This window comes from Collinsella aerofaciens, from assembly GCF_005844325.1.
Taxonomy (GTDB): Bacteria; Actinomycetota; Coriobacteriia; order Coriobacteriales; family Coriobacteriaceae; genus Collinsella; species Collinsella aerofaciens_G.
Genome location: NZ_SPFY01000019.1, coordinates 1 through 13,738, shown reverse-complemented (window position 1 = coordinate 13,738; position 13,738 = coordinate 1). Strand labels below are relative to the sequence as shown.

General features: G+C 58.7%; 12 protein-coding genes. All 12 read left to right on the top strand.

Features of this window, described 5'->3' with window-relative positions; translation table 11 throughout:
* The first annotated feature begins 31 nt into the window (after window positions 1-31).
* A complete protein-coding gene (gene rapZ / locus FGQ61_RS06825; RefSeq protein WP_022094878.1) occupies window positions 32-952 on the top strand; it encodes an RNase adapter RapZ in 921 nt (306 codons plus the stop codon).
* 6 nt (window positions 953-958) lie between these two features.
* Complete coding sequence (whiA, locus tag FGQ61_RS06820) at window positions 959-1,888, top strand: DNA-binding protein WhiA (protein ID WP_138375021.1); 930 nt, start codon at window positions 959-961, stop codon at window positions 1,886-1,888.
* Window positions 1,889-2,081: 193 nt separating this feature from the next.
* Window positions 2,082-3,107, top strand: a complete 1,026-nt coding sequence (gap, locus tag FGQ61_RS06815) for a type I glyceraldehyde-3-phosphate dehydrogenase (RefSeq protein ID WP_055286941.1) — start codon at window positions 2,082-2,084, stop codon at window positions 3,105-3,107.
* Window positions 3,108-3,247: 140 nt separating this feature from the next.
* Window positions 3,248-4,438, top strand: coding sequence for a phosphoglycerate kinase (locus tag FGQ61_RS06810; RefSeq protein WP_035138885.1), 1,191 nt, complete (start codon window positions 3,248-3,250; stop codon window positions 4,436-4,438).
* Entirely contained in the window at window positions 4,431-5,198 is a 768-nt protein-coding gene (gene tpiA, locus FGQ61_RS06805; protein ID WP_035138884.1) for a triose-phosphate isomerase, read from the top strand. Before FGQ61_RS06810 ends, tpiA begins: the two co-directional genes overlap by 8 nt.
* A gap of 5 nt (window positions 5,199-5,203) precedes the next feature.
* The gene (gene gpmI, locus FGQ61_RS06800) at window positions 5,204-6,757 is read left to right on the top strand and encodes a 2,3-bisphosphoglycerate-independent phosphoglycerate mutase (protein WP_035138883.1); all 1,554 of its coding nucleotides are present in this window, start codon (window positions 5,204-5,206) and stop codon (window positions 6,755-6,757) included.
* 164 nt (window positions 6,758-6,921) lie between these two features.
* Window positions 6,922-7,176, top strand: a complete 255-nt coding sequence (gene secG, locus FGQ61_RS06795; RefSeq protein WP_006236144.1) for a preprotein translocase subunit SecG — start codon at window positions 6,922-6,924, stop codon at window positions 7,174-7,176.
* Window positions 7,177-7,467: 291 nt separating this feature from the next.
* Entirely contained in the window at window positions 7,468-9,144 is a 1,677-nt protein-coding gene (locus FGQ61_RS06790; protein WP_138375020.1) for a peptide ABC transporter substrate-binding protein, read from the top strand.
* A 156-nt stretch (window positions 9,145-9,300) separates the two neighbouring features.
* A complete protein-coding gene (locus FGQ61_RS06785; protein ID WP_117877270.1) occupies window positions 9,301-10,338 on the top strand; it encodes an ABC transporter permease in 1,038 nt (345 codons plus the stop codon).
* Window positions 10,339-10,352: 14 nt separating this feature from the next.
* Entirely contained in the window at window positions 10,353-11,288 is a 936-nt protein-coding gene (locus FGQ61_RS06780) for an ABC transporter permease (protein WP_022094886.1), read from the top strand.
* 2 nt (window positions 11,289-11,290) lie between these two features.
* The gene (locus tag FGQ61_RS06775; protein WP_138375019.1) at window positions 11,291-12,382 is read left to right on the top strand and encodes an ABC transporter ATP-binding protein; all 1,092 of its coding nucleotides are present in this window, start codon (window positions 11,291-11,293) and stop codon (window positions 12,380-12,382) included.
* Window positions 12,382-13,410, top strand: coding sequence for an ABC transporter ATP-binding protein (locus tag FGQ61_RS06770; protein ID WP_022094888.1), 1,029 nt, complete (start codon window positions 12,382-12,384; stop codon window positions 13,408-13,410). Before FGQ61_RS06775 ends, FGQ61_RS06770 begins: the two co-directional genes overlap by 1 nt.
* Window positions 13,411-13,738 lie beyond the last annotated feature (328 nt).

The following is a 13,738-nucleotide window of genomic DNA, read 5'->3' as shown; positions in this document are numbered from 1 at the left end:
CCGGGTCCCGCGCTTGTTTTAGGAGGCACACATGCAAAAGGGAGATGCCATGGATGCGGCGGAGCGCTCGGAGCGCATCCCCGATATCGTCATCATCACCGGAATGTCCGGATCGGGCCGAACGCAGGCCATGCATGTGTTCGAGGACATGGGCTATTTTTGCATCGACAACTTGCCTCCGCGTCTGATCGCCCAGCTTGCCGAACTCGTCGGCATCAATACGGGCGTGGGCAGGCATCTTGCCGTCACCTGCGACCTGCGCAGCCAGGGCTTGTTCGATGAGCTGCTCGATGCCGTTGCCGCGCTCGAGGAGCGCGAGATGAGCTGTGACATCGTGTTTCTCGAGGCCTCTGACGAGGTGCTGATCCGTCGTTATAGCGAAAACCGCCGCCGCCATCCCATTGCCAAGCCGGGGGAGACTACGGCCGATGCGATTCAGCGCGAGCGCCTGCAGCTGCAGGGCGTTCGCGACCGAGCTGACATGATTATCGATACGAGCCGCTTGCGCACTTCTGCTCTGCGCAATAAATTGCGCATGGCGTTCTCCGAGTTGTCCGACCAGCAGCTCATGGACGTTCACGTGTTCTCGTTTGGCTTTAAGCACGGCATGCCCGTCGAGGCGGACATTATGATCGACGTCCGCTTCCTGCCCAATCCGTTCTACGATCCCGAGATGCGCACCATGACCGGTCTCGATAAAAAGGTCTCCGATTTTGTTTTGGACCATCCCAAGACCCAGGAGTTCTGGAAGGCCTGGACGCAGCTGCTCGATACGGTGATGCCGGGCTATATCGCGGAGGGCAAGCCGCAGCTTTCTATCGCCATCGGCTGTACGGGCGGTCAACACCGCAGCGTTGCCATCGCCGAGGCCACGGCACGTTATTTGGAAGGCGCCCAATATCACGTGAGCATTTCCCATCGCGACCTGTCGCGCGCCAACACGAAAGCATAGGCCTGCATGTCGTTTACCGCCGAGGTGCGTGACGAGCTCGCGCGCTGCGAACCCGAATGTGAATACTGCGATTTGTCGACGCTTGCCGCCCTGACGCGTGTGAGCGGTACACTTTCGCTGGCCGGCTCCGGGCGGTATCGTTTGACGGTCGCGACCGAGACGGGTGCCGTCGCGCGCACGATGATCACACTGACGCATCGCATCCTTAAGCTCAAAACGGAATTCACCGTTCGTAAATCGGTCTTGCATAAGGTCCGTAACTATCTCATTACCCTGCCCGATCAGCCCGACCTGGACAAGGCTCTGGTGCTGCTGGGCATTCTCGACCGCAGGGGAGGGCTCGTCGCTGGTGTTCCCCGGCACATCGTTGCCCGTCCCTGCTGCAGGCTTGCCTACATCCGCGGCGCGCTCATCGCCGGCGGTTTCGTGGCCGATCCCCGCGGCGACTTTCATTTGGAGATCGCGGTGCAGGGCGAGCAGTATGCTCGGGGACTTTGCGATCTATTGGAGCAGATTGGGGTCCATGCGCGCGTTAACGCGCGGCGCGGATCCTTTGCTGTCTACATTAAGAGCGCCGAGGAGATCGAGCAGCTCCTAAAGCTGATTGGTGCCAAGCGCAGCGTTGCCGAGATTGAGGAGGCGCGCGCGGTCAAATTGGTTAAGAACGACGTAAACCGTCGCGTGAATGCCGAACTGGCCAATCAGACCAGAAGTGCGGGTGCCGCCCAGCATCAGCTTGCGTTGATCGATGAGCTCGAACAGCGGGGTTTGCGCGACACGCTTCCGGACGCCTTGGCAGTCTTTTGCGACCTGCGCGAGCGCTATCCCGATCTGTCGCTGCGCGATCTGGGCGAGATGGCTGACCCTCCCTTGTCGAAGTCTGCCCTGTACCATCGCGTTTTGAGGCTTGAAAAGCTCATTGAAGCAAACAGGTAGTTTGAAGTATCGACTTATATACGGATTTAGCTGCTATTTTATTCTTTAAAACGTTTTAACGTAAATTTGATTTTCAATTTCGAGCATTCTCGTGAAATTCAAGTCAAAAAAAAGGTATATTAGGCGAGTGGTTAGTTTGTGGGCCTCAACGGCGGGCGCTGTAGCTCGCGGGGGCCTTACGAAAGGAGACACAATGGCAGTAAAGGTTGCTATTAACGGCTTCGGTCGCATCGGTCGTCTGGCTTTCCGTCAGATGTTCGGTCATGAGGGCTCCGAGATCGTCGCTATCAACGACCTCACCTCTCCCGATATGCTCGCTTACCTGCTGAAGTACGACTCCACGCAGGGCAACTACGCTCGCGATCACGAGGTCGTTGCTGGCGAGGATTCCATCACCGTTGACGGCAAGGAGATCAAGATCTACAAGGAGGCCGACGCTAACAACCTGCCTTGGGGCGACCTTGACGTCGACGTCGTTCTCGAGTGCACCGGCTTCTACACCAGCAAGGCTAAGGCTCAGGCCCACATCAACGCTGGCGCCAAGAAGGTCGTCATCTCCGCTCCGGCCGGCAGCGATCTGCCCACCATCGTGTACAACGTCAACCATGAGACGCTGACCGCTGAGGACAACATCATCTCCGCTGCTTCCTGCACCACCAACTGCCTCGCCCCGATGGCCAAGGGTCTGAACGACTTCGCTCCCATCGTGTCCGGCATCATGACCACCATCCACGCCTTCACCGGCGACCAGATGCCGCTCGACGGCCCGCAGCGCAAGGGCAACTTCCGTCGCTCCCGCGCCTGCTCCGAGAACATCGTCCCGAACACCACGGGCGCTGCCAAGGCCATCGGCCTGGTTCTCCCCGAGCTCAACGGCAAGCTCATCGGTGCCGCCCAGCGCGTCCCGACGCCGACCGGCTCGCTGACCAACCTCTACGCCGTCGTTGACAAGAAGGTCACCGTCGACGAGGTCAACGCTGCCATGAAGGCCTACGCTGAGACCATCCCCGAGACCTTCGCCTACAACGAGGACCAGATCGTCTCCCGCGACATCGTCGGCGAGACCCACGGCTCCATCTTCGACGCCACTCAGACCATGTGCTCTGACCTCGGCAACGGCCAGACCCTCGTTCAGGTCACCTCTTGGTACGACAACGAGAACTCCTACACCTCTCAGATGGTCCGCACCATCAAGTACTTCGAGAAGTTCGTTGCTTAATTTAGCTTTTAGCGAATAGCTCGTTGAGCGTCTAAAGAAGGGCGCGGCCTTATAGGGCTTACACCCTAGGGTCGCGCCCTTTTTATAAGAAATCGTCTGCCGTAATGGGAGGCAGACACGTACGAAAGGTAGAAGCAAACATGGCCTTTACCAAGAAGACCGTCCGCGACATCGATGTCGACGGAAAGCGCGTTCTCGTCCGCGTTGACTTTAACGTGCCTATCAAGGATGGCGTCGTTGGCGACACCACCCGTATCAAGGCTGCCCTGCCCACCATCAACTACCTCGTTGAGCACAACGCTCGCGTCATCCTCATGAGCCACCTCGGCCGTCCCGAGGGCACCGGCTTCCAGCCCGAGCTGTCCCTCGAGCCCGTCGCCAAGAAGCTCGCTGAGCTCTCTGGTCTCGACGTTGCCTTTGTCGCTGACACCTACGGCGAGAAGGCTGCTGAGGCTGTCGCCGCCGTCGAGCCGGGTAAGGTCCTCGTTCTCGAGAACGTCCGTTTTGACAAGCGTGAGAAGAAGAACGATCCCGAGATCGCCAAGAAGCTCGCTTCCTATGGTGACGTCTTCGTTCTCGATGCCTTCGGCACCGCTCACCGCGCCCAGGGTTCCGTCGTGGGCCCCGCCGCTTACCTGCCTGCCGTCGCCGGCTTCTTGCTCGAGAAGGAGGTCGACACGCTGACCGGCATCTTCGCCGAGCCCGAGCGCCCCTTCGTCGCCATCGTCGGCGGTTCCAAGGTTTCCTCCAAGATCGGCGTTCTCGATCACCTCATCGACTCCGCTGACACCCTGATCATCGGTGGCGGTATGGCCTACACCTTCTTCCTGGCTCAGGGCCTGTCCGTTGGTCAGTCCCTCAAGGAAGAGGACTGGGTCGAGCGCGCCGGCGAGATGCTCAAGAAGGCCGAGGAGAAGGGTGTCAAGATCCTACTCCCCATCGACAACCGTGTTGCCGATCACTTTGGCGAGGACGCTGTCCCCGAGGTTGTTGCTTCCGACGCTATCCCCGACGATCGTGAGGGTATGGACATCGGTCCCAAGACCGAGGAGCTCTATGCCGAGGCTGTCAAGGGCGCCAAGACCGTGTTCTGGAACGGCCCCATGGGCGTCTTCGAGTTTGACAACTTTGCTCACGGCACCCAGGCTATCGCCGAGGCTCTCGCCGAGGCTGACTGCACCTCGATCATCGGCGGTGGTGACTCTGTCGCAGCTGTCAACAAGTTCAACCTGGCCGACAAGATGAGCTGGATCTCCACCGGTGGTGGCGCTTCCATGGAGCTCGTCGAGGGTAAGGCCCTGCCCGGAGTGGAGGCGCTTCTCGATGCCTAATCGCACCCTTCTTATCGCTGGTAACTGGAAGATGAACAACGACGTCGCCGAGGCCGCCAAGCTCGCCGACGAGCTGGCTCAGGCTCTGCCCGAGGTTCCGGCTGGCGTCGAGGTGCTCGTCTGCCCTCCGACCATCGACATCACCACGGTTCATGACCGCATTCAGGCTGCCCCCATCGCCCTCGGTGCACAGAACGTGTACTGGGAGGCCAAGGGTGCCTTCACCGGTGAGTCTTCTTGCGACATGCTCAAGTCCGCTGGCTGCACCTACTGCATCATCGGTCACTCCGAGCGTCGCGACTACTTCCACGAGACCGACGAGGATCAGAACAAGAAGGCTAAGGCTCTCGTTTCCGCCGGTCTTGTTCCCGTCTTCTGCTGCGGCGAGTCCCTCGAGGTCCGCGAGGCTGGCACCTATGTCGAGCACGTCGTGAACCAGGTCAAGGCTGGCCTTGCTGGCCTTGAGATCACCTGCCCCAAGCAGGTCGTCGTCGCCTACGAGCCCATCTGGGCCATCGGCACAGGCAAGACCGCTACCGCCGAGGACGCTCAGGAGGTCTGCGGCGCTATCCGTGAGACCCTCAAGGAGATGTTCGGCGAGGAGCTCGCCAACGGCATCCGCGTGCTGTATGGCGGTTCCGCCAAGCCCGGCAACATCGCCGAGCTCGTCGCCAAGCCCGACGTTGACGGCGCCCTCGTGGGCGGCGCTTCGCTCAAGGCTGCCGACTTCGCCTCTATGGTCGTCAAGGCAGGCGAGTAGGACATATGGCACAACGTCATCTTCCTGCACTCCTGATCATCATGGATGGTTGCGGCCTTGCTCCGGCCGATGGCGAGAACGCCGTCGCCGCTGCCAAGACGCCCTTCCTTGATAGCCTGTACGAGAAGTACCCCCACACCACGCTCGGCGCTTCGGGCGAGGACGTGGGCCTTCCCGACGGCCAGATGGGCAACTCCGAGGTGGGTCACCTCAACATCGGTGCCGGCCGCATCGTGTTCCAGGAGCTTTCGCGCATCAACAATGCCATCAAGGACGGCTCCATCGCCAAGAACGAGGTTTTTGTCAAGGCTATGGACGATGTCAAGGCTGACGGCAAGACTCTCCACCTCATGGGCCTTATGAGCCCTGGCGGTGTTCATTCTCATATGAACCACGTTGAGGCTCTGGTCAAGATGGCTGCCGAGCATGGCGTCAAGACCGTTCGTGTCCACGCCTTCATGGATGGCCGCGACGTCGACCCGCAGTCCGGTGCTGGCTACATGAGCGAGTTCTGCGCCTTCCTGGCCAAGATTTCCGAGGAGACCGGTTGCGACGCTCGCGTTGCCACCGTCTCGGGTCGTTATTGGGCGATGGACCGCGACAACCGTTGGGAGCGCATCCAGCGTGCCTACGACGTCATGGTCAATGCGTCCGATGCCGATACCGACCCCGTTGCCGGCATCAAGGCCTACTACGAGAAGGATCCGCGCGGCGACGAGTTCGTCGAGCCCTTCGCTGCCCACAATGAGGGCATCCACGAGGGCGACGCGGCCATCTTCTTCAACTTCCGTCCCGACCGCGCCCGTCAGATGACCCGCGTGTTCACGGACAAGGAGTTCGACGGCTTTGAGCGCGAGCAGATCAAGCTCTCGCACTTTGTGACGATGACTGAGTACGATCCGACGTTTGACGTCGAGGTCGCCTTCCCCAAGACATTCCCCGAGAACGTCCTGGCCGACGTTATCGCCGCCAATGGCCTGAAGCAGCTGCACACTGCCGAGACCGAGAAGTACGCCCACGTGACGTTCTTCCTCAACGGCGGCATCGAGGAGCCCAAGGAGGGCGAGGAGCGCGTGCTCGTCGCTTCCCCCAAGGTTGCTACCTACGATCTGCAGCCCGAGATGAGCGCTCCCGAGGTTACCGAGAAGCTCGTCGCCGCCATCAACGAGGATCGCGCTGATTTCTACATCGTGAACTTCGCGAACTGCGACATGGTTGGCCACACCGGTGTCTTCGACGCTGCCGTTAAGGCTGTCGAGGCTGTTGACGATGCCCTGTCCAAGGTTGTCCCGGCGATTCTCGCCAAGGGCGGCTTTGCGCTGATTACCGCCGACCACGGCAACGCCGATCACATGTTTGACGTTGCTTCCGACGGTTCCAAGCATCCGTTTACGGCTCACACCACCAACCGCGTGCCGTTCATCATCGTTGATGAGAAGGCACAGCTCACCGGTATCGAGGACGGTCGTCTTTCCGATATCGCCCCGACTATGCTCACCATGGCTGGTCTGGAGCCTTCCGCCGAGATGACGGGCCGCGTGCTCGCCACCGAGGCCTAAGAGAAAACAAATACCGTTTTCTAGCAAGGGGGTTGTCCACAACCGGACAACCCCCTTTTTGGTATTTCTGCCATTTCCACCCCGTCCTTGAGTGGCAGGTAGGGGAGAGCGGGGGATTGTGGTACAGTACTGGAGTTTGAACTGTTCTATTAAGGAGCTTATCTATGGGTCCGTTCCAGATTCTTCTGTTTGTCGTTTGGGCTGTTTCTGCCGTGGCGCTGACGATTCTCGTCCTGATGCATTCCGGTAAGGGTACCGGCGTTTCGGATATGATTGCCAGCTCGCTGTATAACTCCAGCTCTGCCACGGGCGTTATGGAGCAGAACCTTGACCGCCTGACCGTCATCATGGCTGTCGTGTTTGCCGTGTGCGTCGTGCTGTGCATGTTCTTCTTCCCGCAGGGCATCGTGGGCTACTAATCACGAACCGCATAAATACTTGAAAAGGGTCCCGCAAGTGCGGGACCCATTTTGTTTACATATTTGTAACAGAGTCAAAATATCCTCATATACTTCGCCCAACTAAAGAAAATCTCGACCGTTAACCGGAATTAGCCCCAAATCGTGCATAAAATGCGCTACTGTATTGCAATACGTTGGTCCGCTTTGTATAACCAGCCAAAACGGCGGACCGCGTTTGAATGGTTCGATTGGGCTGTCTTGACGTTGCCCGACCGAACTTACTTTGTCCTATCTCATAAGGAGGATGGCATGGCTGATTCTATGTTCCACCAGCCCGTTATGGGTCGTCGCGCCTTTGTCGGCGGTACCCTTGCTGCGAGCTCCATGGCTTTTCTTGCCGCATGCGGCAAGAAGGGCGGCGACGCTTCCGGTTCTGAGTCCGGTTCGACGCTGAACTTCTACATCAACAACCCGGTCTGCATCGACCCCTATAACGTCCAGGAGGACCAGGGCACTCAGGTCGAGTACCAGCTCTTTGATGCTCTGACCTCTTATGACGCCGAGAAGGGCGAGATCGTTCCGCTGGCTTGCGAGTCCTTTGAGGCCAACGACGACGCCACCGAGTTCACCTTCAAGATCAAGAAGGCCAAGTTCCACAACGGTGACGACGTTACCTCCAAGTCCTTCAAGCTCGGTTGGGAGCGTCTGGTCAACACCAAGTCGGCCATCGCTACCGAGTACGGCCCTTCCGAGGTCTCCTATCACCTTTCTATGGTCGAGGGCTATGACGACCTGCTTGCCGGTAACGCTACCGAGCTCAGCGGTGTTACTTGCCCCGACGATGAGACCCTCGTCGTCAAGCTGTCTTCCGCTTACGCCGACTTCCCCTTCGTCGCCTCTCACCCGGCTCTGGCCCCGGTTCCCGAGTGCGCCGAGTCCGATGTCAAGAGCTTCTATCTTGCACCGGTCGGTAACGGCCCGTTCATGATGGACGGCAAGTGGGAGGATGGTCAGGAGATCAACCTCAAGAAGTTCGACGATTACTATGGCGACAAGGCCAAGATCGATGGCATCCACTTCCAGGTCATCAAGGACATGGAGACTGCTTACAAGGAGTTCCAGGCCGGTAACCTCGATGTCTGCGACGTTCCCGTCGCTCAGATCGATGCCGCCAAGAAGGATCGCGGCGTGTCCAAGGACGGCTACACCATGGGTGACGGCGAGCGCATGCTGCTCGGCGCCGAGCCTTCCACGTACTATCTGACCTGCAACACCACGGCCGAGCCGTTCAACAACGCCGACCTGCGCAGGGGCATCTCCCTGGCCATCAACCGTGAGGCCATCTGCAAGACCATCTATAAGGGTACCCGTACCCCTGCCGACGGCATTGTTCCTCCGGGCATCGATGGCTACAAGGAGGGCGCATGGGAGTTCTGCGCCTACGATGTCGACAAGGCTAACGAGTACCTCGACAAGGTTGCTCCCGCTGGCGCTAACGGGGATCGTGGCATTAGCGTGACCCTTTCCTACAACCAGGACGGCGGTCACAAGGAGATCATGGAGTCCATCATCGGCGACCTCGCCAAGGTTGGCGTTACCGCTGTCTCCGATACCCCTGAGTGGTCTGCCCTGCTCGAGCAGTATCAGAACTTTAACTATCAGTTCGGTCGTCTGGGTTGGATTGCCGACTACCCGATCATGGACAACTTCCTGTATCCGCTGTTCCACTCCGACTCCCTCGGTGGCGATAACCGCTCCGGTTACAACAACCCCGAGTTCGACGCCAAGGTCGACGAGGCTCGTACTATTGTTGACGACGAGGAGCGCGTCGCTAAGATGCAGGAGGCCGACGCAATGGTCGCTGCCGACTGCCCGGTCATCCCGATTATGTTCTACACGCACACCATCGTCGGCTCCGATCGCATCAAGCACCTCTATGTCGATCCGCAGAAGCATGCCGAGCTGGGTACCGCTGAGCTCGCCTAAGAGTTTGCAGCTTCCGTGAGGGTCAAGTATTTACGTAGACCTCATGGGAAACATACAGTTCTCCCTAACCTGGGGTAAACTGGCTGATGGTAATTTTGGGATGCCGGTCTGGCGATCGGCATCCCATTTAGGTTAATCCCTAGATAGGGGAGTGGTATGGGTAAGTACATCGTTAAACGTGTGCTTCAGTTCATCCCGGTGTTTTTGGGCGTTACGCTGATTCTGTTCGCCCTCCAGAATATCGTGCCGGGAGATCCGATCAAGCTGATCGGTGGAGACAAGGCTCTGTCCCCCGAGGTGGAGCTTCAGCTTCGCGTCCGCTATCACCTGGTCCAGTCGGACGAGGACGGCAACGCGATCCTTGACGAGAACGGCGACCCCGTTCAAACGTCGCTCGTGGACCGTTACTTGTATTACATGAACGGCCTGCTTCATGGCGATCTGGGCAATTCGTATCAGCGCAAGCTGCCGGTTACGGAAATCTTTGCCCAGAAGTATCCGTATACGGTCAAACTTGCCGCGTGCGCCATCGTGCTCGAGGCAATCATGGGTATCGGTGCGGGTATCATTTCGGCGGTTAAGCGTTATTCCTTCTGGGATATTTTGGTAACGCTCACCACGTCGATTCTCGTTGCCGTCCCGGCTTTCTGGCTCGGTATGTTGCTGCAGCTGTTCTTTGGCGTCATTCTCAAGGACGCCACGGGCGGTGCATTCTCCATGCCGATCTCGGGTGCCGGCGGTTCCAGCTCTCAGTATCAGGATTGGATGCACTATGTGCTTCCGACCATTACGCTGGCTTCGGTTTCGACCGCTTATGCCGCCCGCATTATGCGTTCGCAGCTGCTTGACGTCATGAACCAGGATTACATCCGTACGGCAAAGGCCAAGGGTCTCTCCAATCGCGCGATCATCATCAAGCATGCGCTTAAGAATGCACTCATCCCCGTCGTTACCTATATTGGTGTCGACTTTGGCGGCATGCTTTCGGGCGCCATCCTGACCGAGACGGTCTTTAACTGGCCCGGTATCGGCTATGAGGTCTATCGCGCCATTAGCATGCGTGACTGGCCCATCGTTATGGGCGGCGTTACGCTCATCGTCGTCGTCGTCATGGTGATCAACCTGCTCGTCGACATTAGCTATGCATTCCTCGACCCGCGCATCCGCCTTGGCGGTCCGTCGGATAAGGCCTAAGGGAGGTACGTCTCATGCAGGAAACTGATTCTCAGTCTCAGGAGCAGGCTACCGCCACCAAGGCCGCATCTGCTCCCGCCAAGTCCCGCACGCTGTGGGGCGACGCTTTTAAGCGTCTCCGTAAGAACAAGCTCGCCGTTATCGGTGTCTGCTGGATCATCATCGTCGTTGTGGTTGCCCTGACCGCAGATCTGTGGGCTAAGCCCTGGCTCGGTTCGCCGACGGCTTCCGACTCGACCACCATGGCTCAGACGTCGCTGCTGGCTCCGTGTGCCGAGCACCCGTTTGGCACCGACGCCCTAGGTCGTGACATTCTCGTCCGCGTTATCTACGGTGCACGTGTTTCGCTGTCCGTCGGCATTATGGCCACCGCGATCTCCACGCTGATCGGTCTGGTCATGGGTGCTCTGGCGGGTTTCTACGGCGGCATCTGGGATACGATCATCATGCGCTGTGCGGACATCTTCCTGGCGTTCCCGTACGTGCTGTTCGTTGTCGCCATGATCGCCGTTATCGGCCGTGGTCTTCAGAACGTCTTTATCGCCATCGGTATTCTCGGCTGGCCTTCGATTGCGCGCGTCTTCCGCTCTGCAATCTTGACGGTCAAGGAAAACGACTATGTTGACGCTGCACGCGCGATGGGTGCATCCGATGCTCGTATCGTCGTGCGTCACATCTTCCCGAACTCCGTCGCCTCCATCGTGGTCTACGCGACCATGAACATTGGTGGCGCCATTCTGACCGAGTCCGCTCTGTCCTTCCTCGGCATGGGCGTTATTCCGCCTACGCCTTCGTGGGGCTCCATGATTCAGGACGGTCAGCAGTATCTTCTGACCGCTCCCTGGATGATGATCATGCCCGGTCTGGCAATTCTCTCGACGGTGCTCGCCTTCACCCTGCTGGGTGACGGTCTGCGCGACGCCCTCGACGTCAAGATGAAGGACGCATAAGGATGAAGAAGAACAAGAACTATGTGGACCTGAAGGACCAGCCGGTTCCCGAGGGCCAGCATCTGCTCGAGGTCGATGACCTTAAGATGTATTTCCACACCGAGGATGGCATTGTTCGCGCTGTCGACGGTGTCTCCTACACGCTCGATCGCGGCGAGACCCTGGGCGTCGTCGGCGAGTCCGGCTCTGGCAAGTCCGTGACCGCCATGACCATCATGGGTCTTATCTCGATGCCTCCGGGAAAGATTGAGGGCGGCGACGTTCGCTATCGCGGTCGTTCTATCCTTGAGATGACCGAGGAAGAGATGCAGCACATTCGCGGTAACGATATCGCGATGATCTTCCAGGATCCTATGACCTCCTTGAACCCGGTCTATAAGATCGGCAAGCAGGTGGGCGAGGGCCTTCGTCTGCATCGCGGTTACTCCAAGCAGGAGGCGCTCAAGCGCGCCACCGAGCTTTTGGACCTCGTTGGCATTCCTGAACCCGAGAAGCGCGTCAATGAGTATCCGCACCAGTTCTCTGGCGGTATGCGTCAGCGCGTCATGATTGCCATGGCTCTTGCCTGCGATCCCGATATTCTGATTGCCGATGAGCCCACGACTGCCCTGGACGTTACCATCCAGGCTCAGATTATTGAGCTTATGCAGGAAATGCAGGAGAAGAACGGCAACGCCATCATCATGATTACCCATGACCTGGGTGTTGTCGCTGATATGGCCGACAAGATCATGGTTATGTACGCCGGCCGTCCCGTCGAGTTCGGTACTGCCGAGGAAATCTTCTACGAGAGCCGCCACCCCTACACCTGGGGCCTTATCCGCTCCATCCCGGAGCAGGCCATCGATGAGAAGAAGCCGCTTACGCCGATTCACGGCAATCCGCCTTCGCTAATGAACCTGCCCGAGGGCTGCGTGTTCTCGCCTCGTTGCCCTTATGCAACCGATAAGTGCCGCAAGCAGCGCCCCGAGCGTGTTGTCACCGAGTCCGGTCACTATTCTGCGTGCCACTATTCCGGTGACCCCGAGTTCCTCAAGAACGCTCCTGAGACGTCCCGTACGCGCATGGATTCCAAGAAGGGAGGCGAGGCGTAATGGCAGATACCAACGAGCGTACTCCGCTGCTGAAGGTCGAGCACCTCTCTAAGGAGTTCCCCGCTGAGTCCGGCATGTTCGCCAAGCGTTTTTCCAAGCGCGTCGTCTCTGCTGTAAACGACATCTCTTTTGAGATTTATCCTGGCGAGACCTTTGGCCTAGTTGGCGAGTCTGGTTGCGGTAAGTCCACCACGGGCCGTACCATCATGCGCCTGACCAAGCCGACCGCCGGTAAGGTGTTCTTCCAGGGTAAAGATGTTGCCGAGATGAGCAAGCATGAGATCAAGGACATGCGTCGCGAGATGCAGTTTATCTTCCAGGATCCCTATGCTTCGCTGAATCCCCGCATGACCATCGGCGAGATCGTCTCCGAGCCCATGACCATTCATGGCGTGGGTACCAAGGAGGAGCGCATTGAGCGCGTCCGCGAGCTTCTCGACGTCGTTGGACTGAACCCCGAGCACATCAACCGCTATCCGCATGAGTTCTCCGGCGGTCAGCGTCAGCGTGTCGGCATTGCCCGCGCTTTTGCGCTGAAGCCCAAGCTGATTATCTGCGACGAGCCGGTTTCCGCTCTGGATGTGTCCATTCAGGCCCAGGTTCTGAACCTACTGAAGGAGCTCCAGGACAAGTTCGGTACCGCATATCTGTTTATCGCCCACGACTTGTCCGTCGTGCAGCACATCTCCGATCGCGTTGCCGTTATGTATCTGGGTAAGATGGTCGAGGTTTCGGACTGGAAGACGCTCTACAGCGAGCCTCACCATCCGTACACGCAGTCGCTGCTGTCTGCCGTGCCGGTTCCCGATCCTGATATCCAGAAGACCCGCAAGCGCATCATCCTCGCTGGCGACCCGCCGTCGCCGCTGGATCCGCCGACCGGCTGCCGTTTCCACACGCGCTGCCCGATCGCGCAGGGCATCTGCTCTGAGAAGCTTCCCGAGTTTAAGGAAGTCGCACCGGGCCACTGCTGCGCCTGCCACTTCGCGGAGCCGTTCCCGATCAAGGAATCGCACATCGACTTGTAGCCGGTTGTTATCGTCCGGGCCCGCCCTGAAGTTACTTTTCAGAACGTCCTCGGACATGCAAGAAACCCCCGCTGCGCACTTCGTGCGGCGGGGGTTTCTTGCGTCCTGCGGAGTGTTCTGAAAAGTAACTTCAGGGCAGGCCCTGCGGTAACTCGGCAGAGGAGGGGAGTGCGATTCCTCGATCGCTCACTTAATCTAATAGGAAAGTTAGTGAGGCCGGAGCTTTAGCTCCGGCCTCCCCATATAAGGGCTCGGCTTTGCCGAGCCACCAAATTCAAGACTTTAGTCCGCTGGCCGCGCAGCGGCCAGCTTTAAACCACCCGCTACG

Bases quoted from the DNA above. Each gene is read 5' to 3' on its own strand.
- rapZ (WP_022094878.1), top strand. From the start codon at position 32: ATGCAAAAGGGAGATGCCATGGATGCGGCGGAGCGCTCGGAGCGCATC.
- whiA (WP_138375021.1), top strand. From the start codon at position 959: ATGTCGTTTACCGCCGAGGTGCGTGACGAGCTCGCGCGCTGCGAACCC.
- gap (WP_055286941.1), top strand. From the start codon at position 2,082: ATGGCAGTAAAGGTTGCTATTAACGGCTTCGGTCGCATCGGTCGTCTG.
- FGQ61_RS06810 (WP_035138885.1), top strand. From the start codon at position 3,248: ATGGCCTTTACCAAGAAGACCGTCCGCGACATCGATGTCGACGGAAAG.
- tpiA (WP_035138884.1), top strand. From the start codon at position 4,431: ATGCCTAATCGCACCCTTCTTATCGCTGGTAACTGGAAGATGAACAAC.
- gpmI (WP_035138883.1), top strand. From the start codon at position 5,204: ATGGCACAACGTCATCTTCCTGCACTCCTGATCATCATGGATGGTTGC.
- secG (WP_006236144.1), top strand. From the start codon at position 6,922: ATGGGTCCGTTCCAGATTCTTCTGTTTGTCGTTTGGGCTGTTTCTGCC.
- FGQ61_RS06790 (WP_138375020.1), top strand. From the start codon at position 7,468: ATGGCTGATTCTATGTTCCACCAGCCCGTTATGGGTCGTCGCGCCTTT.
- FGQ61_RS06785 (WP_117877270.1), top strand. From the start codon at position 9,301: ATGGGTAAGTACATCGTTAAACGTGTGCTTCAGTTCATCCCGGTGTTT.
- FGQ61_RS06780 (WP_022094886.1), top strand. From the start codon at position 10,353: ATGCAGGAAACTGATTCTCAGTCTCAGGAGCAGGCTACCGCCACCAAG.
- FGQ61_RS06775 (WP_138375019.1), top strand. From the start codon at position 11,291: ATGAAGAAGAACAAGAACTATGTGGACCTGAAGGACCAGCCGGTTCCC.
- FGQ61_RS06770 (WP_022094888.1), top strand. From the start codon at position 12,382: ATGGCAGATACCAACGAGCGTACTCCGCTGCTGAAGGTCGAGCACCTC.